At 34.7% G+C, this 22,651-nt stretch carries 24 protein-coding genes; 13 read left to right on the forward strand and 11 right to left on the reverse strand.

The window, feature by feature from the left end; all coding sequences use genetic code 11:
* Positions 1-133 precede the first annotated feature (133 nt).
* The gene (locus WKT09_RS01995; RefSeq protein WP_340414419.1) at positions 134-418 is read left to right on the forward strand and encodes a hypothetical protein; all 285 of its coding nucleotides are present in this window, start codon (positions 134-136) and stop codon (positions 416-418) included.
* Positions 419-480: 62 nt separating this feature from the next.
* On the opposite strand, the gene WKT09_RS02000 is transcribed toward WKT09_RS01995, so the two are convergent.
* A complete protein-coding gene (locus WKT09_RS02000; protein ID WP_340414420.1) occupies positions 481-939 on the reverse strand; it encodes a CotY/CotZ family spore coat protein in 459 nt (152 codons plus the stop codon).
* Positions 940-1,109: 170 nt separating this feature from the next.
* Between WKT09_RS02000 and WKT09_RS02005 the strand changes: the two genes are divergently transcribed.
* Positions 1,110-1,373 carry a hypothetical protein gene (locus tag WKT09_RS02005; protein WP_340414421.1) on the forward strand — a complete coding sequence of 88 codons (264 nt, stop codon included), beginning with the start codon at positions 1,110-1,112 and terminating at the stop codon, positions 1,371-1,373.
* A gap of 23 nt (positions 1,374-1,396) precedes the next feature.
* Here the strand turns inward: WKT09_RS02005 and WKT09_RS02010 are convergent, their stop codons facing one another.
* The 7 genes from WKT09_RS02010 to WKT09_RS02040 form a co-directional block, all read right to left on the reverse strand.
* Positions 1,397-2,122 carry a DUF421 domain-containing protein gene (locus tag WKT09_RS02010; RefSeq protein WP_340414422.1) on the reverse strand — a complete coding sequence of 242 codons (726 nt, stop codon included), beginning with the start codon at positions 2,120-2,122 and terminating at the stop codon, positions 1,397-1,399.
* Positions 2,123-2,275: 153 nt separating this feature from the next.
* Complete coding sequence (locus WKT09_RS02015) at positions 2,276-2,701, reverse strand: GNAT family N-acetyltransferase (RefSeq protein WP_340414423.1); 426 nt, start codon at positions 2,699-2,701, stop codon at positions 2,276-2,278.
* Positions 2,701-3,213 carry a 2'-5' RNA ligase family protein gene (locus WKT09_RS02020; protein ID WP_340414424.1) on the reverse strand — a complete coding sequence of 171 codons (513 nt, stop codon included), beginning with the start codon at positions 3,211-3,213 and terminating at the stop codon, positions 2,701-2,703. The genes WKT09_RS02015 and WKT09_RS02020 overlap by 1 nt, the downstream gene beginning before the upstream one ends.
* Before the next feature lie 102 nt (positions 3,214-3,315).
* A complete protein-coding gene (locus WKT09_RS02025; RefSeq protein ID WP_340414425.1) occupies positions 3,316-4,041 on the reverse strand; it encodes an alpha/beta hydrolase in 726 nt (241 codons plus the stop codon).
* A 13-nt stretch (positions 4,042-4,054) separates the two neighbouring features.
* Positions 4,055-5,857 (reverse strand): ABC transporter ATP-binding protein, encoded by a 1,803-nt coding sequence (locus tag WKT09_RS02030; RefSeq protein ID WP_340414426.1) that lies wholly within the window; start codon positions 5,855-5,857, stop codon positions 4,055-4,057.
* The gene (locus tag WKT09_RS02035; protein ID WP_340414427.1) at positions 5,850-7,568 is read right to left on the reverse strand and encodes an ABC transporter ATP-binding protein; all 1,719 of its coding nucleotides are present in this window, start codon (positions 7,566-7,568) and stop codon (positions 5,850-5,852) included. Before WKT09_RS02035 ends, WKT09_RS02030 begins: the two co-directional genes overlap by 8 nt.
* Before the next feature lie 355 nt (positions 7,569-7,923).
* A complete protein-coding gene (locus WKT09_RS02040; protein WP_340414428.1) occupies positions 7,924-8,106 on the reverse strand; it encodes a hypothetical protein in 183 nt (60 codons plus the stop codon).
* Between the two features lie 195 nt (positions 8,107-8,301).
* On the opposite strand from WKT09_RS02040, the gene WKT09_RS02045 reads away from it, so the two are divergent.
* The 5 genes from WKT09_RS02045 (at position 8,302) to WKT09_RS02065 (ending at position 13,120) form a co-directional block, all read left to right on the forward strand.
* Complete coding sequence (locus WKT09_RS02045; protein ID WP_340414429.1) at positions 8,302-8,841, forward strand: CueP family metal-binding protein; 540 nt, start codon at positions 8,302-8,304, stop codon at positions 8,839-8,841.
* Between the two features lie 187 nt (positions 8,842-9,028).
* Entirely contained in the window at positions 9,029-10,240 is a 1,212-nt protein-coding gene (gene sstT / locus WKT09_RS02050; RefSeq protein WP_340414430.1) for a serine/threonine transporter SstT, read from the forward strand.
* Between the two features lie 342 nt (positions 10,241-10,582).
* A complete protein-coding gene (locus tag WKT09_RS02055; RefSeq protein WP_340414431.1) occupies positions 10,583-11,767 on the forward strand; it encodes an acetyl-CoA C-acetyltransferase in 1,185 nt (394 codons plus the stop codon).
* Positions 11,768-11,780: 13 nt separating this feature from the next.
* The gene (locus WKT09_RS02060; RefSeq protein WP_340414432.1) at positions 11,781-12,473 is read left to right on the forward strand and encodes a CoA transferase subunit A; all 693 of its coding nucleotides are present in this window, start codon (positions 11,781-11,783) and stop codon (positions 12,471-12,473) included.
* Positions 12,474-12,484: 11 nt separating this feature from the next.
* Positions 12,485-13,120 carry a CoA transferase subunit B gene (locus WKT09_RS02065; RefSeq protein ID WP_340414433.1) on the forward strand — a complete coding sequence of 212 codons (636 nt, stop codon included), beginning with the start codon at positions 12,485-12,487 and terminating at the stop codon, positions 13,118-13,120.
* Positions 13,121-13,247: 127 nt separating this feature from the next.
* On the opposite strand, the gene WKT09_RS02070 is transcribed toward WKT09_RS02065, so the two are convergent.
* Complete coding sequence (locus WKT09_RS02070; RefSeq protein WP_340414434.1) at positions 13,248-13,688, reverse strand: RrF2 family transcriptional regulator; 441 nt, start codon at positions 13,686-13,688, stop codon at positions 13,248-13,250.
* Between the two features lie 215 nt (positions 13,689-13,903).
* On the opposite strand from WKT09_RS02070, the gene hmpA reads away from it, so the two are divergent.
* Positions 13,904-15,121, forward strand: coding sequence for an NO-inducible flavohemoprotein (gene hmpA / locus WKT09_RS02075; RefSeq protein WP_340414435.1), 1,218 nt, complete (start codon positions 13,904-13,906; stop codon positions 15,119-15,121).
* A gap of 299 nt (positions 15,122-15,420) precedes the next feature.
* On the opposite strand, the gene hemH is transcribed toward hmpA, so the two are convergent.
* Positions 15,421-16,356 (reverse strand): ferrochelatase, encoded by a 936-nt coding sequence (gene hemH, locus WKT09_RS02080; protein WP_340414436.1) that lies wholly within the window; start codon positions 16,354-16,356, stop codon positions 15,421-15,423.
* A gap of 193 nt (positions 16,357-16,549) precedes the next feature.
* Here hemH and hemQ point away from each other — a divergent pair, with 193 nt between their 5' ends.
* From hemQ to WKT09_RS02105, 5 genes are all read left to right on the forward strand, one after another.
* Positions 16,550-17,296 (forward strand): hydrogen peroxide-dependent heme synthase, encoded by a 747-nt coding sequence (gene hemQ, locus WKT09_RS02085; protein WP_340414437.1) that lies wholly within the window; start codon positions 16,550-16,552, stop codon positions 17,294-17,296.
* A 28-nt stretch (positions 17,297-17,324) separates the two neighbouring features.
* Positions 17,325-18,380 carry a FecCD family ABC transporter permease gene (locus tag WKT09_RS02090; RefSeq protein ID WP_340414438.1) on the forward strand — a complete coding sequence of 352 codons (1,056 nt, stop codon included), beginning with the start codon at positions 17,325-17,327 and terminating at the stop codon, positions 18,378-18,380.
* A gap of 10 nt (positions 18,381-18,390) precedes the next feature.
* Complete coding sequence (locus tag WKT09_RS02095) at positions 18,391-19,176, forward strand: ABC transporter ATP-binding protein (protein WP_340414544.1); 786 nt, start codon at positions 18,391-18,393, stop codon at positions 19,174-19,176.
* Entirely contained in the window at positions 19,169-20,140 is a 972-nt protein-coding gene (locus WKT09_RS02100; protein WP_340414439.1) for an ABC transporter substrate-binding protein, read from the forward strand. Before WKT09_RS02095 ends, WKT09_RS02100 begins: the two co-directional genes overlap by 8 nt.
* 161 nt (positions 20,141-20,301) lie before the next feature.
* Positions 20,302-21,420, forward strand: a complete 1,119-nt coding sequence (locus tag WKT09_RS02105) for a 5-methyltetrahydropteroyltriglutamate--homocysteine S-methyltransferase (RefSeq protein ID WP_340414440.1) — start codon at positions 20,302-20,304, stop codon at positions 21,418-21,420.
* A 53-nt stretch (positions 21,421-21,473) separates the two neighbouring features.
* Here WKT09_RS02105 and WKT09_RS02110 read toward each other — a convergent pair whose 3' ends face one another.
* Positions 21,474-22,436 (reverse strand): lysozyme inhibitor LprI family protein, encoded by a 963-nt coding sequence (locus WKT09_RS02110; RefSeq protein ID WP_340414441.1) that lies wholly within the window; start codon positions 22,434-22,436, stop codon positions 21,474-21,476.
* Between the last annotated feature and the right edge of the window lie 215 nt (positions 22,437-22,651).

The following is a 22,651-nucleotide window of genomic DNA, read 5'->3' on the forward strand; positions in this document are numbered from 1 at the left end:
ATCATCGCCTTACAACTTAAGGTATATAGATAAATGGCTATGGTCAGCAAAGAGGATGTTACATGATCTATGCACTAAAATTGTATAGGCACATATAATGGTTTTACAAAGAAATGAGATGGAGGTTTTGAAAGTGAAAAAACCATTTATGTATATTGAACAACCTGAAATATCTTTCTCCAATCGACAGATGCAAGAAACATTTTATTTAGGAGAAAAGGAAAGCAAAAATCATGAAACATGGAATTTTCCAACCTTACTCGGAAATGTCGTATATGAAATAACCGTACAAGATGAAAAAATTCGTGGAGAAATAATAGAAGAAAAAGAAACGGAATTAATTATTCTAGATGAATATAATGCGAAACGAAATATTTCTAAAGATAAATTGGAACATGTGCAAATTATTCGAATGTAAAAAGAAAGGACGGGACGTAGAGTTTCATTCATTTTTCCTCAACGTCCCTAGCCCCTTATCTGTTAAGAACAAGCATTAATTGCTGGTAAACAAGTGATATGACAGAAGCATTTCGCATCGATTGTCATACAAATTCCTGTTGCACGTAAATGTTTCGTTTGTTGTTCTGCAGGATCTTTCGGATGGAAATTATTATCTCCTGGATCTCTTAATAATTCAATGACCGCACAGCAATCATTCGTGACACTTTTGACTCGGAAAAAATAACTAGAAACAATTTTACTAATATTACGAGGATGTGCACCATATCCTTTAAATGGTTTACAGCCACTATCACAATATAAAATGAAAGGGACTGTATCTAAATTATTGCGCACCTCTGTATCCCCTAATAAATCGTTAATCGATTTTTCACAACTAGTATCACAATGGAATTCTGAAATATCCTTTTGGGCACGGGCAATTTCTTTTAATACGTTACAAACACAACTTCCTGTATGCATTTCTTTTCCACAACTCATATTTATTCTCCTTTCTTGCTTGCTATAGGTGTTCGATATTACTTTATGTAAATGAGTACTCATTGTGTAGGCATACAACTATTCATCTGTGTGATTATTTTATCTGAAAATTCAAATATCATGTTTCGGACATGAAAAAAAGGGTAGAAGGAGTAAAGGAGGGGATGCAGATGGGCTATATCATTCCATATACACATTATACGTACCAACAATATGCAAGAAGAATGGAAAAGAAGAAAGATCGTCCACATCATGTTGATCGTCCGTATAGAGCTGTTTTTCATGAAATAAAAGAGGACTATCCGTATGATCGGTATAAGCATATATATAAAGTAAAAAAGAAACACCATGTAAAAAAACGCTCTTTCAATATAGAGGAAGCAGAGCGTTTCTTGTTAACTGGAAAAGGTGGCATATTCAATGAATTCGTATAATTAAAAAGTGTAAAGGATACACTTCATTCCTTTACACTTTTTTTCATGTAATCTTTATGTTTTATTTTATGATATGGGAGAAGAAATAAAGGTTGGCCAGGAACAAATTCAGCATAAAAAACATCTTTTATTTTGCCTATTTGATGTTGTGCTTCTAATGATTGGCGTAATTGTTTTTCTGTCATATCAATTTCTTTTAAATTGTCATAAATGATTTCCCCATCCATAATAACCGGAGTTGCAACAAAGGTTTGTTGTAATGGCAATTGTAAATCTTGTTTGGTCGGAGATTCATACTCAGCTTTTTTAAGGACAGATAGCTCTCCATTCGTTTCTAAAATCGCATAATACACTTCTTGTAAAGAGAAGATATCTTTCATCCGTAGTAAGTGTAATACTTCGTTTAAATCAATTTTATTCTTTCTTAATTCTTCATAGACTAAATTGCCTTCATGAATCAAAATAGCAGGTTTTCCTTCTAATAAAAATCGTGATCCTTTAAATTTCTGCGTTACTATTTCAATAATGTATAAAATAATACCCCATAATAAAATGACAAAGCCAATATCTAATAGTCCTGTTTTCTTATCGAATAGCGCGTTACCGACTAATTCACCGAGTACGATAGCTGCGATAAAATCAAAAGCAGTTAACTGAGAAATTTGTGTTTTTCCGAGTACTCTTGTTAAAATGTACAAAGCAAAAATACCGAATATTGTTTCATAAAACATCGGCCACATATTGTCCATGTTTAAGCCCTCATTTCAAAATCGATATGTTTATTGTTGCTCAAATGAGGGAGAATATACATCGGAAAAAGAAAATAGATCAATATCATTGTATGATTTATTTCATACAAAAAACCCCTTTTATGTGTACGAAGCATAAAAAGGGTGTACGTTTTATAAAGTCTTTTTCATCGTTACGTGTGGGATACCAGCATCCATGAATTCATCGGAAATAACTTCATATCCTAATTTTTCATAAAATGCAGTCGCATGTGTTTGAGCATTTAAAACAGCTCGGTGATATCCTTGATGCATGATTTCAGCTTCCATTATTTCCATTATCTTTTTCCCTATCGACTTTCCGCGTACATTTTTATCTACACAAATACGTTCTAATTTTCCGTAATTATCTATAAAACGTAGGCGAGAAGCTCCAACCGGTTTATGGTTAGAATCATAACAAATAAAATGTGTGGCATGTTTGTCATGTTCATCTAATTCAATAGAAAGAGGGACTTTCTGTTCCTCTACGAACACTTTTTTTCGAATGGTGTATGCGTCTTGTAATTGTTGTTCATTTTGTACGATAAAAATTTCCATTATTTTTTACCAAAGTGGAATGTCGTGTCAACAGTCCAATTTCCATTATCAAGTTGTTTACATAATTGGAAGCGATCAATCGTATCTGTAAAATGAACTTGACGCATTCTTAAACTACTGTATATATCAGAGTATTCATCACTTGGTAAGTCTTGTGCGATAGTAATGTGTGGAATGAACGCATGTTCACGATGTGCATCAAATACTCCTTCATGCATTTTTTCATTTAATTTGTTTAAATGCTCATTATCTTCTACTTTTAAGTAAATGGCATTCGAAACAGGAGAGAATGAACTTATTTTCGTTACTTCGATTTGAAATGGTTCGGTTTCTTGTGCAATTTCTTCTAATGCTTTCACCGCTTCATCACGTTCTTGTGCATCCATTTGGAATGGATATTTTAACGTAATATGTGGTGAAATATAAGGGTATTTCGGATCGTATCGTTTACGAAGCGCATTTGCCTCATCTTGTATATCAACGGATGGGAAAATTACAATTCCATATGTCATCGTTCGACCTCCAATTTCAATTTATATTCTCTTTTTAATGTATCTACTAAATTAGTATACCAAAGTTTAAATAAATACTAAAGAAGAAAAATATATGATAACTTATCCTAATATATGGGTGAGTACATCGGGCAACTCCTTTTGCCAATGTTTCCACGTATGATTTCCTTCATCCATTTCAGTATACGTGTAATCGTTGTTTCTTTCTTGTAAGAAAGCGTGTAATTGTTTGTTTGGTTCGATAAAGTCCATTCCTTCACCCTTCGTTGTAATAACTGCATCCTCTTGTAATCCAATCGAATGATAAATCGTCAATGGATTAAAATCATGTACATTTTTAACGACATTTAATACATGTTCATCTACTAATGGTGATTGTAAAATAATGGAGGAAAAAATATTCGGATTTTCCGTTCCCAATATAAGTGCAAATGTTGCAGCTAATGAATCCCCCATTAAACTGTACGTCGTTCCTAAAGGATGGATAGGAAGTAGATCTTCCAAAAAGGGAAGGACTTCCTGTAATAGAAAATTTTTATATGCTTCATGTTGATCGCCTAAAGGATAATATTTACGCCAGCGATCTTCGCGGTCCTTATAATGAATTCCAACGAAAATGGTGTTGATTAATTCGTCCTCCTCATGTAGACGATCACTCACTGTTGCAACACGTCCCATATTAAAGTAGTCATCACCATCTTGCATGATACAGATTTGTCTTTCATAAATTGCATCATATTGTTCTGGCTCATATACCTTTAGATTCATGTTTTCTTGTAAAAATTCACTTTCGATCGTATACAAATTCATTGTTCCTTTTCTAGCCATGTTGTAAACTCCTTTAAGTTTGAAATAGATCATAATATGTTCCTTTTTGTCGTAACAATTGTGCATGTGTTCCTCGTTCGATGATTTCCCCATGTTCAAGCATAATGATTTGGTCGGCACGCTGGATAGTATTTAAACGATGGGCGATGACAAAGCTCGTTCGATTTTTCATTAAAGCTTGTAAACCAGCTTGAATATTTAATTCCGTTATCGTATCGATATTGCTCGTCGCTTCATCTAAAATTAAAATTTCAGGATCTGCAATCATCGCTCTAGCAATAGTAATTAATTGTATTTGTCCTTTACTGATCGAACTATGCTCTTGATCTAATACGGTTTCATATCCATTTGGAAGGCGCATAATGAAGTCATGTGCATTTGCGCGTTTTGCTGCTTCTATTACTTCTTCATCTGTTGCATCCATTTTTCCATAACGGATATTTTCTTTCACAGTATCTTGGAATAAAAATGAGTCTTGTAAAACAAATGCCATATGTTGTCGTAAAGATGTACGTTTTATTTGTTTTAATGGCTTCCCATCTAATAAAATTTCCCCAGAATCATAATTGTAAAAGCGAGAAATTAAATTAATAATCGTTGTTTTTCCGGCGCCAGTGTGCCCAACAAATGCCACCATTTCACCTGGTTGAACTTCAAAATCGATGTTTTTTAAAATTGGTGTCTCCTCATAACCAAATGACACGTCATTAAAAACAAAATGCCCTTTTACTTGATGGAGGTCAACTGCATCTACTTCGTCGACTTCCTCTGCTTGTTCATCTAAAACGTGGAAGACACGTTCAGCACCGGCAATTGCAGAAAGTAATATATTAAATTGGTTCGATAATTCATTTAATGGGCGTGTAAATTGGCGTGCATATTCAGTGAAAATGACGATAACTCCCACTGTAATATATCCTTTTATCGCTAATATTCCACCAAAAAAGGCAATAAACGCGAAACTTAAAAAGTTTAATGTATTCATTACTTTTGGAATGAAGCCAGCAATAGTTTGTGCCCAAAAACTTGATAATTGTAACTGTTTATTTTTTTCATCGAATTCATGGATAACACGTTTTTCTTGTGAAAAGACTTTCACAACTTCTTGTCCGGATACCATTTCTTCGATAAACCCGTTTAATTCCCCTAAATCTTTTTGTTGTACTTTAAAAAGTGGTCCTGTTCGTTTAGTAATAGCACGCATCGCAAAAAACATGATTGGAATAATGGTCATCGTAATTAGTGTCAATAATGGACTTAAAAGGAGCATGACGGTAACAGTTCCAACTAAGGTAATAATACTAGAAAAGATTTGAATGACCGACTGATTTAAGGTGTTATTAATATTATCGATATCATTCGTTACCCGGCTCATCAATTCTCCTTGTTGTCTTTTATCAAAATACGAAATTGGCAAACGGTGAAACTGCTCAAATACATCTTTACGCAATGTATAAACCGTTTTTTGTGCAATGCCAATCATCCAATAGTTTTGTAAGAAAATAGATAATGCATGCAATATATAGACAATGATTAACCATATTAGAATCGTCATTATACCGTCAGGACGTTTGGTGACGATAAAATCATCGATTGTCATTCCAACTAAATAGGGACCGAGTAAACTTAAACCACTACTTACAAGTACGGTAAAAATGACGAGCAATAGCATCCATTTATATTGCTGGAGATAAGTGAAAATACGTTTTATTGTATGCCAACTATTTTTAGGCTTTACTGTTTTCGTTGTCGGATTTGTATTACTTATATCAATCTTTTTGTATTGAAAAGCTTTTTTAATTTCGGCTTTACTCATGGGAAATCTCCCTTTCTGCTTGTGACTCCACGATACGCTGATAAAATTCGGAACGTTCTAATAATGTTGTATGATCTGCAAAATCAACGACCTTTCCTTGATCGAGAAGTAGTATATTGTCTGCTTGTTTCGCCGTTGTAATTTTTTGTGTAATAATTAATGTCGTACATGCATATGTTCGTAATGCATGTAATAAAAGATGTTCTGTTTTCGTATCTAATGCACTTGTCGCATCATCTAACATTAAAATTTTTGGTTGTAATAATAGGGCACGTGCAATGGAAATACGCTGTTTTTGTCCTCCAGATAAATTGACTCCTTTTTGACCAACAATCGTATCATATCCATGTTGGAAAGAAGTAATCGTCTCATGAATTTGTGCATCTTTCGCGGCTTTGATAAGCATCTTATCAGACATGTTAGCTTTACCAAAGCTTATATTATCTCTAATAGTCCCTGTAAAGAGTAGGGGACTTTGAGGCACATATCCAATTTGTGTACGTAATTTGGTCGGATCATACATATGCAACGGTCGATCATCTAGGAAAATTTCCCCGCTTGTTGGGGTATATAACTTAGGAATAAGTTGGAAAAGGGTTGTTTTTCCCGCTCCAGTTGCACCGAGAATTGCAACTGTTTCTCCAGGTTTTATATGAAACGATACATCTTGTAATACATTTACAGTATCATTTGGGTATGTAAAATTTACGTGATTAAATGTAATCTCACCATGTTTTAATGTGTAGTCATGTTTATATGACGGTTTGTCTATGTTTTCTTCTAAAATTGGTGCGATCCGTTCTGCAGATGATGTTGCACGAGCGAACGCTAAAGTTAAAAATGTAAACATTGAAATAGCCATCACTGTGCGTAATGCGTAATTCACAATTGCAACCACATCTCCGACAGATGTGGTTCCGATTTGAATTTGTTTATGTCCTACATAAAGGATAATGACTAAACTGATGTTCATAATCAACATGAGTACAGGCATGGAAGATTCCATGAAACGGAAAGCTTTCTCTGTATTACGAGCGAGTGTTTCATTCGCTTCGCTAAAACGTTTATTTTCATGTTTTCCACGGACAAAAGCTTTAATAACACGCATACCTGCAATATTTTCTTGAATGACGAGGTTTACTTTATCGACATTCTGTTGTACACGCATGAACATTTTTCTACCTATATTTAAAACAGTAAATAAAAAGATGATTAAAATTGGGACGGTTATAAGAAAGACGATCGATATTTTCGGATTGACAATAAACGCCATCACCACACTACCGATGACCATCAGTGGGGCTCGAACCATGATACGTAATCCCATAAAAATAGTATTTTGAATTTGTCGGACATCGTTTGTAAATCTTGTTACAAGTGCGGATGTCGGATATTTACTTAGTTGTTCAAATGTAAACTGCTGAATCGTAGCGAATAATTTCTTTCGAATATCGTAAGCAGAACTAACACTTATATGTGCGGAAATATATGAATTTGTCATTCCAGCTGTAAAAGAAATGACGGTAATCCCGAACATGATTACTCCCCATTTAATAATTTCATCCATATTTTCGTTCATGATTCCATTATTTATCATTATCCCTAGTATAAAAGGGAAGAGTAGTTCGGAAATAAGCTCAATTAAGGTTAAACTATAGGCTACATATATGGCAATATCGTATTTTTTTAAAAATGATAAGATAAGTTTCACGATGTTCCTCCAAAATTTTTTAAACTAATACTTTCATTATAAGCAAAGAGGATGGTATGATTCAAAGAAGTAGATTTAGGGAAACACGATCTTATGGATGGATAAATTTTATTATAAAAAGAACAACTAAAAACGTAACGATTTTGTGTCCAAAATATTGATATAGATCCAGAGATGAGATAAGAATAGAAAATATACAGATAATGGGGAGCTTCGAAAAAATAAAAAGAAAAGTTTGTGAATAATAAATGACGGCAAATGAATAGAAAGATAATGAAAAATAGTCTAATTACAGTTCTTTGAAAAAAACCTGTAATTAGACTATTTTTATTTATAGTGGCTACATACAGTTAGCCTATCCTATGGCGCTTACATTTTGAAATACTGTTTTTGTGAATACAGTTGGATCTGCGAAACCGAAGATAAAGTCGTATCCTTTTGCATGGCCGAACATAATAGCAGCGAAAAAGGTAAGTACAGCTAATGCCACAACAATCCACATTAAAACAGATACAGTTTTTTCTACGTTTTTCTTCATGATTATTCACCTCGTCACGTCGAATTATAAAACATTTTTGTTAGAAATACAAGGGAATCAAGGGGAAATAGAGCCAAAGGCAGGGTTAGATATATGTTACATACATCTTTAAAATCGAATAAACTGTGAATTGTAATGACATTTATAAGAGAGACCCTTATAATGAAAAAGAATAAAGAGATGGAGTGAAAAAGGTTGAAAAAGGTATTGTTTTTCGTTGCATTAATATCAGTATTATTTTTAGCCGCCTGTGGTGGGGGAAATTATGAAAATGAGGCTACTGGAACATTAAGTAAAGAGGAGTTAAAAGCATTAGTCAATGACTATAGTGTTGGAAATGTGGAAGGACATCAAGCATCAATTACATCGGAACAATTAATAATTACTGATGAAAATGAGGAAGAAATCGTTCATGATTTACCAGAAGATGAGTTTTTCGTTTCCATTGCACCATTTATTCATGAAACACATCCATGTAAGGATCATAGTTTAACTGGATGTCAGGGAGAGTTAGTAAATCAAGACTTTAACATTATTATTAAAGATAAAGATGGAAAAACAGTGGTGGAAGATACAATGAATTCAGAAGCAAATGGCTTTGTTGATTTATGGTTACCGAGAGATGAGACATTTGATATTTCGATTGAGGTAGAAGAAGAGGGGAAAAAAGTAGAGGCAGAAATTTCTACATTTAAAGAGGACGGTACTTGTATTACAACGTTGCAGTTATTATAAAAGGAAGCTAGAGGGTATGAGGTGAAAATAAACGATTACCCTTTAGCTTTTTTGTTGCACGATAACCAACAGATGGAGAAAAGAAAGTAGATAGAAGTAGTAGTTAGAAAATTACATATATTATTGTGTTACTGACTAAACCTCTATATAATTGAAAGAATAATAGTATTTCAAAAGGAGGACAAATATGGGCGAATTGTTTCATATGTGGAATCGAATGAGTTTAGTCGTACGCATTATGATTGGTATTGTTATTGGACTTATTTTAGCATTATTATTTCCTGAACAATTAAGTGTGTTATCTATGCTCGGGACATTATTTGTTGAAGCATTAAAAGCGGTAGCACCGGTACTTGTTTTTGTACTTGTATTAAATGCGATTGCATCCCATGTTAGTGGGAAAGAAACAGCTGTAAAAGGGGTGCTAGTACTATATATTATTAGTACGTTTTTAGCTGGATTCGTCGCGGTAGTCGTTAGTTTTATTTTTCCAACGACACTCACATTAAAAACGGAAGCACAAGATGTTGCGCCACCGAGTGGGATTGGAGAAGTATTAGAAACGTTATTATTTAACATTGTTACAAACCCAGTAACGGCCATTATGGAGGCAAACTATTTAGGGATTTTAGTTTGGGCATTATTATTAGGGGTTGCATTACGGGGAGCACATAGTTCAACGAAAACAATGATAACAAACGTATCTGAAGCTGTAACGAAGATCGTTCAATGGGTCATTAGCTTAGCACCAATCGGAATTTTAGGTATCGTATTTGATACTGTAGCAACGACTGGTTTTGCAGCTTTAGGAGAATATGGTCGCTTAATTATTATTTTAGTAGGAACCATGTTGTTTATTGCATTAGTAGTGAATCCTATCATTGTCTTCATTGCGACTAGGAAAAATCCATATCCACTCGTTTTTACTGTGTTAAAAGAAAGTGGTGTTACAGCATTTTTCACTAGAAGTTCGGCGGCAAATATTCCAGTAAATATGAATTTGGCTGAAAAATTAAAATTAAATAAAGATACATATGCCGTTTCTATACCTTTAGGCGCAACGATTAATATGGCAGGAGCGGCGGTAACAATATCAATCTTATCGATGGCAGCGGCACATACATTAGGAGTGAAAGTTGATTTATTCACAGCCGTTATTTTAATGGTTTTATCCGCTGTATCAGCAGCTGGGGCATCAGGAGTAGCTGGTGGGTCGTTATTACTTATCCCATTAGCATGTAGTTTACTCGGTATTTCCGATGATATTGCAATGCAAGTGGTTGCAATAGGATTTGTCATCGGGGTAATCCAAGATTCTTGTGAAACAGCACTTAACTCATCATCGGACGTATTATTTACAGCAACAGCAGAATATGCCAAAAAAAGAAAAGAATCATAAAATATAAAACTAGTGCGTATTCAAATGTACCGACCCCCAAACATACTGAGTGTAGTATGTTTGGGGGTTACTACTTTACTGGTGTTTTTCTTTTTGTCTAACAAATACTTCGAAATGATATGTCGTTACTCCTTTGGTTGAGAAACGAAAGACTGGTGACTAGACCGAGAGAAACTTCCTATTATACGACCGAAATAACATGCGCTAATAATTTCAAATCCATCTATACACCTATATATATTCAAATTCAGAGAAGTTGCATTCGATGCATTCATTTTACTTATAAATCAAAGGGAAGTAAAATATAAGAAATGATTCATATTGAGAGGATGGGGATTTTATATGCGAGAAGTTGTAGTTGTAAGCGCTTTAAGGACGGCGATAGGTAGTTTTGGTGGGTCACTGTCTTCTGTTCCTGCCACAGAATTGGGAGCGCAAGTTATAAAACGTGTATTACATGATAGTAATATTACAGGTGACAAAGTAGATGAAGTTATTTTTGGGAATGTACTCCAAGCTGGTTTAGGACAAAATCCGGCACGACAAGCTTCGATAAAAGCTGGCTTACCTGATCATGTACCGGCATTCACGATAAATAAAGTGTGTGGTTCTGGTTTGAAAGCAATCCATTTAGCACAACAAGCGATTGCATTAGGTGATGCTGATATAATCGTTGCAGGTGGGATGGAGAACATGAGTCAAGCTCCGTATTTATCGATGGATGCTAGAAATGGTTTACGTATGGGGAATAAAACACTGGTGGATAGTATGATTCAGGATGGATTATGGTGTGCCTTCCATGATTATCATATGGGGATAACAGCGGAAAATATTTGTGACCGTTATGAATTAACGCGAGAAGAACAAGATATGTTTGCAGTTGAAAGTCAGAAAAAAGCAGCAAAGGCGAGAAAAGAAGGGAAATTCGCTGATGAAATTGTACCAGTTGAAATCCCACAACGTCGTGGAGAACCAATTGTATTTAAAGAAGACGAATATATTCGAGAGGATGCTTCTATCGAGTCCATGGCAAAACTTCGCCCAGCATTTAAAAAAGACGGTTCTGTTACGGCAGGTAATGCATCAGGTATTAATGACGGGGCTGCGGCGGTACTTTTAATGAGTAAAGAAAAAGCAGAAGCATTAGGTGTGCCACCATTAGCGACACTCGTAGCGAATGCAAGTGCAGCACTGGATCCAAGTGTGATGGGGTTAGGTCCAATTTATGCGACAGAGAAAGTGTTAAAGAAAGCGAATATTGCATTACAAGATGTTGATTTAATCGAAGCGAATGAAGCTTTTGCTGCACAATCATTAGCAGTTGCCAAAGATCTTCAACTCGATATGAATAAAGTGAATGTAAATGGTGGTGCAATAGCTTTAGGACACCCTATCGGTGCAAGTGGAACACGTATTTTTGTAACATTGTTACATGAAATGAAACGAAGAAAATCAACATACGGTTTAGCGACATTATGTATTGGCGGTGGGCAAGGTGTTGCCACTATCATAAAAAATTATGATTAAGTAGGTGGAAGAAATGAAACGTATATTTCATAACGCACAAGAAGCGGGAGAATATATGGAAGATGGCATGACATTAATGGTTGGCGGATTTGGTCTTGTTGGCATTCCAGAAAACTTAATTCAAGCAGTTCGTCATAAGGGAGTTAAAGATTTAACGGTTATTTCAAATAACTGTGGAGTGGATGACTGGGGATTAGGATTACTATTACAAGATAAACAAATATCCCATATGATTGCATCTTACGTTGGAGAAAATAAAGAATTTGAACGTCAGTTTTTAAGTGGGGAATTAAAAGTTACATTAGTGCCACAAGGAAGTTTAGCAGAAAAAATTCGTGCAGGTGGTGCAGGAATTCCAGCTTTCTATACACCAACAGGAGTAGGAACACCAATTGCAGAAGGAAAAGAAGTACGGGAATTTAATGGAAAAGAATATGTGTTAGAAGAAGCATTTCACGCTGATGTTAGTCTCATACGTGCATGGAAAGCAGATACATCTGGAAACTTGATATTTAGAAAAACGGCCCGTAATTTTAATCCAATCATGGCTGCTGCTGGAAAGTATACCATTGTCGAAGCGGAAGAAATTGTAGAAACTGGTGCACTTGACCCAGATCAAATTCATACACCAGGAATTTACGTAGATGCACTTGTACAGGGGGACCAAGAAAAACGAATTGAACGGTTGACGACCAGAGAAAGATAGGAGGGTCAAAGATGGCAAATAGTACGAGGGTACAAATTGTAAAAAGAGCGGAAAAGGAAATTAATGATGGAGATTATGTTAATTTAGGAATTGGTATGCCAACAATGGTTGCGAATTATATTTCCGATAATAAACAAGTGGTTCTACAATCTGAAAATGGATTGTTAGGGATTGGCCCATATCCGACAGAAGAGGAAGTAGATCCTGATTTAATAAACGCTGGAAAAGAAACCGTTACAACGATAAAAGGAGCAAGCTTTTTTAACAATGCGGAGTCATTTGCGATGATCCGTGGCGGCCATATTGATGTTGCCATTTTAGGTGCAATGGAAGTATCTGAAACAGGAGATTTGGCGAATTGGATGATCCCAGGAAAAATGGTAAAAGGAATGGGCGGGGCAATGGATCTTGTGCATGGTGCGAAAAAGGTTATTGTCATGATGGAGCATGTTACACGTCACGGTGCACCAAAAATTTTAAAACAATGCGCATTACCTTTAACAGGACAAGGCGTTGTCGACCGGATTATTACAGATAGAGCTGTATTAGATGTGACAGATAATGGGTTGGAATTAGTAGAATTGTTAAATGGATATACGTTTGAACAAGTTCAAGAAGCGACAGAACCAACAATTGTCGTAAAGTAACAGGCTAAGGATAAGTTTGGGATAAAATCATGTAGTCGTGAAATAAAATGAATGTATGTATTCATTTTCATTTCGTTTTATTTGATAACGACTTTTTATTTATATCCCTAACTTATCCCATTTTATTTTATGGATCTATTTGAAGTAATCCCCTAAACATTAGTGGTTGATCAATAACATCAGCAATCGTATAGTTATCTAATACAGCTAAATAAGCTGCTAATGCTTCTCCGAGTACACTACGCAATCCACAAACAGGTGAAAGGACACAATGGTTTGCACCACTATTAAAACATTCCACCATATAAAAATCTTCTTCCGTTTCTCTAACGATGGACCCAATTGTAATTTCTTCAGGTGGTTTTGCTAATACAATCCCACCACCACGTCCACGAGTCGTCTCAATCACTCCTATTTTTCCTAACTGATGGATGACCTTCATTAAATGATTTCTGGAAACATTATAAGCTTCTGTTATTTCTGTAATCGTCGATTTCTCATCCGTATCTTTCACTGCTAAGTATATTAAGACGCGTAAAGCATAATCTGTATAGTTTGTTAGTCTCATTTTCATCACCTACATATATTATAGCATCTTTTAAAGATGTATTTTAAATGAATGTTTGTGACAAAATTAAGAAGGAGATGTGTCGACTTTTTGACACCTTTTCATAATGCTTTATTTTGTATTGATAGATATTTTATATCGGGTTACACTAAAGGTGCATTAAAAATACATGTTTAATTTTTATGATATATATTTAAATAGGGGAGAGATTTCAAATGACTTTATCAAAAGAAACGATGGATATTATTAAATCAACGGCACCAGTTTTAGCAGAGCACGGGAAAACGATAACAACGGTGTTTTACAAAAATATGTTTGCAGCAAACCCGGAATTATTAAATATTTTTAACAAGACAAATCAAGCGAAAGGCCAACAACAAGAGGCTTTAGCGAATATGGTATATCAAGCAGCAGCTAATATTGATCAATTAGAAACCATTATTGATGAAGTAAATTTAGTTGCACATAAACACCGTGGATTAAATGTTTTACCTGAACATTACCCAATTGTAGGAAAAAATTTATTAATTGCCATTAAAGAAGTGTTAGGAGAAGCGGCTACAGATGAAATTATGAATGCTTGGGAAGAAACTTACGGTGTACTAGCAAAAGTATTCATTGATATAGAAGAAGAAATGTATAAAGAAGCAGAGTCTAAAGAAGGCGGATGGAGAGGCTTTAAAGATTTTACCGTTGTTGATAAGGTGAAAGAAAGTGATGTAATTACATCATTTTACTTAGAACCTAAAGATGGTGGGGTTGTTCCGATGTATGAGGCTGGACAATATTTATCTGTTCGTGTACATCCAGAGGGAGCAGAACATAAACAAATCCGTCACTATACATTATCGACTAAACCAAATGGTAAGCAATTCCGTATTTCAGTGAAGAAAGAAGCGGACTTTACTCCAAATGGTGTTGTATCAACACATTTACATGACAATGTACAAGTGGGTGATACAATTGAGGCGAGTGCACCGGCTGGATTATTTACCTTAACAGAAGAAGATGCTCCAGTGGCATTTATTAGTGGTGGAGTAGGTATTACACCGATGTTAAGTATGTTTGAACAATTAATAGATGAAAAGTCAACACGTGATATTACATTTTTACATGCCGCACAAAATGAAAAATTACATGCGTTCCATGAAGATGTAAAGGCGATGGTTGCCACTGCTGAAAATGCAAAATATGTGTATGGATATAGTAATCCAATCGATAAAGATGGAGAACAAGACTTCAATGGTTTTATTAACAAAGAAGTATTAGAAAACATTAAACAAGAAAACATGATTTATTATGTTGTAGGTCCTGTGCCAATGATGGAGCATGTTGCAAACTTATTAACAGAAATTGGAGTACCAGCTCAAAACATTAAATACGAATTATTTGGACCAAAACAAACGATTATTAAAAAAGCACAATTAGCATAGTACCGTTTATATAATAGGATCAGTAAAATTTAAAAAACACGAACATGGTGTAGAGCATTGTATCTTGCTCTCTTTCCTACCATGATTCGTGTTTTTTTATTTAAGAAATTTGTCATCTAAAATAAATATTGCATCATTCATATTTATTCACGTAGCCTCTTCCTTCTCATCGTGCATATGAATGTTTGTATCATTGCTAAACTAAGGCATGCAAATGGGCATGCAAGTAGCATGGAAATGTTCTCATGAAAAATAGCCTCTCTTTTGATTGTATAAAAAAGAGGGGCTATTTAATCGATTTAGATTTTTACTTTTAACTCATTTAAGACAACTTTTGCTAATGTTTCAACGAATAGAGGATCCGTATTAGGCATTTCTGGTCTGTAATAATGTGCATTTAATTCTTCACATACCTCTTTACACTCAACGTCATTGTCAAATAATACTTCCAGATGGTCGGAAACGAATCCTACTGGTGCATAGACGAATGTACGATAGCCATCTTCATCGTATAATTTTTTCGTCACATCACAGACGTCTGGTCCTAACCATTCCACACGTGTGTTTCCTTCACTTTGCCATGCAACTTCATAATTTGTAATGTCTGCTTTCTTGGCAATTAATTTTGCTGTTTCTTTTAATTGGTCTACGTATGGATCACCGGTTTTTAAAATATTTGTTGGCAAACTATGTGCCGAAAATAAAGTAATTGCGTTTTTTCGTTCGTCTTCTGTCATTTTTGCATATTCTGTTTGGATAGATTTAGCCCAATATTCAATGAAACCTTCCTCAGTATACCAACTTTCTACAGAACTAATAGAGATACCATATTTATCTGCAGCTTCTTTTGCACGTTTATTATATCCTTTAATGCTCAAACTAGAATAGTGTGGAGCGAGAACAAGTGAGACAATATGTTCAATCCCTGCTTCATGGATGGCATCCACTGCATCTTCAATGAATGGTTCGATATGTTTTAATCCGATAAATGGTTCAAATTGAATATCGTCTTGTAATTCATTTAATTGTGCAGAGATTGCTTCTACCTGCTGTTTCGTAATGTTAGCCATTGGTGATACTCCACCGATTGCTTCATACTTTTCCGTTAGGTCGTCTAAAGCCTCTTGTGAAGGTTCTCTTCCATTACGAATATGTGTGTAGTACCTTTTAATATCCGATTGTTCATAGGGTGTTCCATATGCCATAATTAATAAACCAACTTTTTTCTTTCCCATTTTTGCACCTCTTTTAAAATTTTTGTGTAAAATTACGGTTCGAATAACTTTGTTTAATTAGCTGTTAGTATGCTTGAATGTTAAAAAAGTTATTACGATTTGTTGAACAAGACATTATTAACTGTCTAGTATATATAAATTATGTTATATTAAAGATGAACATTTTTCAATACAAAAGGAGCGAATGATTTTTATGGTTGAAGCAGTAGAAACGATGGATGGTTGGTGCTGTTTGCACGACCTACGAAAAGTAGATTGGGAAAAATGGAAAAATGCGAGTGAAACAGAAAGAACAGAGGCGCTTACACAGTTTCAAGAATTGTTAAAAGAATGGGAACTCGTGGAAGAGAAAAAAGAAGGTAGTCATGCACTTTATCAAGCAATTGGCCATAAAGGCGATGTACTATTTATGATTTTACGTCCTACATTTGCACAAGTAGCAGAAGTGGAGACGGCACTAAACAAAACAAAATTAGCTGAATATTTTATTCAAACACATTCATATACCTCCATAGTAGAATTAGCAAAATATCGTCCAGAAAATGGAGTAGATCCTGAAACATTACCGGAAACACAAGCAAGATTAAAGCCAATTTTACCTAAATGGGAATATATTTGTTTCTATCCGATGAGCCGTAAGCGAGAAGGAGACAATAATTGGTATACATTAGAAAAAGGTGCACGTTCGAAATTATTGTATGAGCATAGTTTAACTGGAAGAAAATATGCAGGAAAAGTTCAGCAAATTATTACAGGTTCGATTGGATTAGACAGGTTTGAATGGGGTGTGACATTATTCGCACATGATGCATTACAATTTAAAAAAATTGTATACGAAATGCGTTTTGATGAAGTGACAGCATTATATGGAGAATTTGAACAATTTTATATTGGACACCATTTGCCAAAAGAACAATTAGCAACATTTTTACACGTATAAAGAAACAGATAGATTGAGGAATAGATAAATGGAAATGAATGAAAAAGGCAAACATCGCTTGTTTGAATGGAATAAAACATGGACGATGATCGTGCTTACTATATTGTTGTTTATCTCTATCGTTGTTGCTGTATCTATTGGACCTGTTTCGATTCCGTTTATGGAAACTATTTATATTTTTTTGAGTAAACTATCTATACCAGTAGATATGGTATTTGAGGATAAACATGCAATTGTCATTACAGATATTCGTTTGCCACGTGTATTGTTGGCAGGGCTTGTCGGATGTGCTTTGGCAATTAGTGGGGTGACGATGCAAGGATTGTTTCGAAATCCTCTTGTAGAACCCGGATTTATTGGGATATCAAGTGGTGCAGCTTTCGGAGCGGTTCTTGCGATTTCGCTAGGACTAGCAGCAATTCATCAAGCGATTTTACCTCTCGTCGCTTTTTTAGGAGCAATTTTTGCGATGGCACTTATTTTGCTCGTTTGGAGGGTAACGAATAGTAATAGTATTGCATTGTTATTATTACTCGGTATTGGAATGAATGCCTTTTTCTCTTCTTTTACGAATGTATTAATTGCATCTTCAAGTACTGAACAAGAATTACGTGGCGCATTGTTATGGCTGCAGGGTGGATTAGAAGGGGCGACTTGGGAACAAGTAAAGATTGTCGGTCCAATTATTTTAATAGGCAGTATCATTATTTGTTTATTTGGTCGTTCTTTAAATGTCATGTTATTAGGCGATGAGCAAGCAATCACTTCAGGAGTGAGACTTCATCTCGTTCGGAATTCATTGCTTGCTATTGTCGCCTTAATGACAGGGGCAGCAGTTGCTGTTAGTGGCATTATTAGTTTTGTCGGTTTAGTTGTCCCACATATGTTACGACTCGTCATTGGTGCTGATCATCGTTTGCTATTACCAGCAAGTATGTTAACAGGCGCAATTTTTCTTATTATGATGGATTTAATTTCACGTATGATTTTACAACCAGTGACATTACAAGTAGGAGTTGTATCCGCAATGGTCGGGGCACCGATTTTTATCATATTAATATTACGTTCTGTTAGGAGGGTATAAGTTGCAAGCAGTGACAGTAGAAAATATGGATGTTCAAATTGGGCGTAAACATATTTTACATCAGATTAATTTTACTATTAATCAAGGGCAATTTTTTGGATTAATTGGGCCAAATGGTAGTGGGAAATCTACATTATTAAAAACGATCGCAAATATTCAAGCGCACCATAATGGACATATATTGCTGCATGAAAAACAACAGCATACTTTTACCCCGAAACAATTAGCGAAAATGATTAGTTATGTCCCACAGGAAACAGATGTTGGTTTTGATTTTTTAGTGAGAGATGTCATTCAAATGGGGCGTCATGTGTATGGAACATTATTTAAAAGCGAAACGAAAAAAGATGAGGAAATGATCGAATGGGCGATGAAACAAACCAATACGACAGCTTTACAAAATGAATCGATTCGTCATTTATCTGGTGGTCAGAGGCAATTGGTTATGATTGCGAAGGCACTTGCTCAAGATACGCCAATTATTTTATTAGATGAACCAATTTCAGCATTGGATGTTCATTATCAGCTGAAAATATTAACGATGTTACAAAAATTAAGTGAACAAGGAAAAACAATTGTCATTGTTTTACACGATTTGAATTTAGCTGCTCGCTTTTGTCGCACATTACTTTTATTAAATGAAGGAAAAGTACAAAAGATTGGAACACCTGAAGAGGTGTTAACAGCGCCATTATTAAAACATATTTATCATATTGATGCACGTATTCAAAAAGATGAAGAAATGAATCGTGTCACGATTACACCGTATATAGAGGAGATTGAAAGTAATGTTTAAAAAGGTTTTACCTATCTTAGTTGTTATGTCATTATTTGTTGCATGTTCGAATAATGATACGCAAGTAAATGATGTGACAGAAGATACGAATGTAGAAACAGAGGAAGCGGAATTTCCAGTTACCGTAGAGGTGGAAGGAAAAGAAGTGACGGTGGAAGCTGCACCGAAAAATATTTTACCAATGTCATTAGAAGTAGCTGAAATTGTATTAGAATTAACGACTCCAGAAAATGTAACGGCTACGACAAAGGGAATTGATGACCCATTATTATCAACGAAAGTAGAAGAAGGGAAGCAAATTGAAGAACGGATTGGTGCGGCAACAAATGTAGATACAGAAGAAATTATTGCACTGGATACAGATTTATTAATTATGACGAAAATGTATGGTCAAGAAGAAGATGCCGAAGATGTTTTATCTCAATTTGATACACCGATTCTTTCATTCAGTCCGTTTGTAACGGTAGAAAAATTCCAAGATGCTGCTTTAATAATTGGGGAAGCAATAGGGAAAAAAGAAATGGCAATAGAAAAAGTAGATCAGATGAATGAGGAAATAGAAGCAATACAAGAGAAAATTCCTGAAGGAGATACACCGTCTGTATTGGTGTTATCTGAGGTCGGTGGAGATATGGGGCCATTTATGTTAGGACCAACAAATATTTCTTATGATTTAGTACAATTAGCTGGTGCAACACCTGCAACAGATAGTATCGATTTAGAACGTTCTGGACCAGCAGAAATGGAACAAATTATCAACATGGACCCTGATTATATTGTATTATTGGACTTCTTCGGAAAAGGGGAAAAGTCATTTAGTGATTTAATGGAAGACCCAGGCTGGAAGACATTAACTGCAGTAAAAGAAGATAAAATTATGTTAGAAGATGCAAAATATATTTTGAATCCAAATTTTGAAAATGCAAAAGGATTGGAAAAACTCGTCGATTTTATTTATGAGTAAAAGGAAAGCTAGGGAGATGATCAATGGTCATTGCTCCTAGCTTTTTTTCATTACATGTTCATTTCATATATGAAATATTAGATGAAAATTAGATCATCTGTTATAATGTATAATATTGTAAAATATCAGAATATTACGTACGTAAGAAAGAAGGATGACAGATGGCAGAAGTGAAAAAATCACCATTCCGTGCTGATTATGTTGGCTCATTTTTACGCCCAGAAAGTATAAAAAAGGCTAGAGAAGCTTTTCAAGCAGGGGATATCACAGCGGAAGAATTAAGAAAAGTAGAAGATGAAGCAATTAAAGATTTAGTGAATAAACAAGCTGAAATTGGACTAGAAGCTGTGACAGACGGAGAGTTTCGCCGTAGTTGGTGGCATCTAGACTTTATGTGGGGATTAGACGGTGTTGAAAAGGCATATACAGAATCTGGTTTAAAATTCCAAGGTGTTGAAACGAGAAATGAAACAGCTAAAATTGTTGGGAAAATTGACTTTTCAAACCACCCATTTTTAGAAGACTATAAATATTTAGCATCCATCAAACCTGAAGGTGTGATTGCTAGACAAACCTTCCCTTCAGCAGCACAATTTTTATATGAAGTTACAAAACCACATAATATTGAAAATACAGAGAGAATATATCCGAACAAAAAGGAATTACACGACGATATTGTTCAAGCGTATAAAAAAGCATTTCAAGCATTTTATGATTTAGGTTGTCGTAGTATTCAAATAGATGAAGTAATTTGGGCAGTATTATGTGACAAGGATTACCGGGAAAAGGTAGAAGCGAACGGTGTTGACGTCGATGCATTAATCGAGGAATATATTGATTTAAGTAACCGTGTTTTAGAAGGTCTACCAGAGGACTTAATTGTAACGACACATGTTTGTCGTGGGAATTATCGATCTACATGGCATTATTCAGGTGGCTATGATCCTGTTGCCGATGCATTATTTGGTCGTGAAAATGTTCATGCTTATTATCTAGAATTTGATACAGATCGTGCAGGTGGATTTGAACCATTACAGTATGTATCTGGTGATAAACAAGTCGTGTTAGGGTTAATTACTTCGAAAAGCCCGGAACTTGAAAAAGAAGAAGATGTTATTGCACGTATTGAAGAAGCGGCAAAATATGTTCCACTAGATAGATTATGTTTAAGCCCACAATGTGGATTCTCCTCTACGGAAGAAGGAAATGAACTAACTGAAGAAGATCAGTGGGAAAAAATGAAATTAATTAAGCGTATCGCTGATAAAGTTTGGGGATAATAAAAAGGAGCTAAATGATATTTTCGTCATTTAGCTCTTTTCTATTAAAAATGTTAATAATCGATATAATGTGTAATTAAATAAACCGTTCGATTCATGGTCGTGTAACCTAAGTATGTATCTGCCTCTACTTTATCTGAGTACTCTTTGTATTCAGCTTCTTTATTTTTAATCCATTCACGTTGATCTTCTAATAATTCATCGTATACGTCAGAAGGAAGGTCTTCTTTTAGTACATCCCAAACTTCATTTAATAGATTATCCCAATCTGAAACAAATTTATAAGAAATCATAGAATAATCATGCATATATCCAGCATCATAAGCGGCATCTTTCATACGGCTCTCTATCGCCATTGCTTTATCATAATATTTATCATACTTACTTTGTGATGCAGCAGCTTTTTTCTCTTCTTCCTTACGTTTTTCCTCAGCTTTTTTCTCTTCTTCTTTACGTTTTTTCTCTGCTTTCTTTTCTTCCTTTTCACGTTCTTTTTCTGCAAAAGCAATTGTAGCATCTTCTAATGCATACCCTAATTCTTTATGGCGATCATATACTTCCGATGAATCGATGGTGAAGTCAAAGTCCTCTAAAGCTTTTGCAGCTTTTTCAAATTTTTCATTTTTAATATCTTTTTCAATTTTATCTAAGGAAGCTAATAGTTTTTCTTCCTCTTCTTTATTTTTTTCAACGGTAGTTAATGTTTCCTTTACTTCTTTTTTCATTTTGTCATTGATGGCATCATGTTTTAAAATGTTATTTGCAAGATCATATGTCTCATCCCAATCATCTTCATCCATGGAGTTTAATTCCTTATACATATCAATGAGTTCTATTTTTTCTTTCGCTTCTTTTCCGTCTCCCTCTTCGTCTAAAGCATATTCATATAGTTTTAAGGCTTGGTCATATTCTCCTTTATCGAACGCTTCATTACCTTCTTTTAATAAATCATCATAAGGAGAACTACAAGCAGCTAATACGAATATTGCAACGGAAATTAGTAAAAATCTTTTCAAAATATGTACTCCTTTCGTGTTATGAAAATTAGTATGTCTATTTTTGATTATACAATAAATACAACTAAATAGGTAAATTTTACTTAGTCATGTCCTTAAAAATGATACTGAATTTATTAAAGCTTTCTCGTTAAAAGGCTAACAGTTTTTTTCATGTCATTTAACTGTTATAGAACGTTTTCTTGTATATAATAAAAAGGTATATAAAAATACTC

Source organism: Pseudogracilibacillus sp. ICA-222130, from assembly GCF_037892545.1.
GTDB lineage: Bacteria > Bacillota > Bacilli > Bacillales > Amphibacillaceae > Pseudogracilibacillus.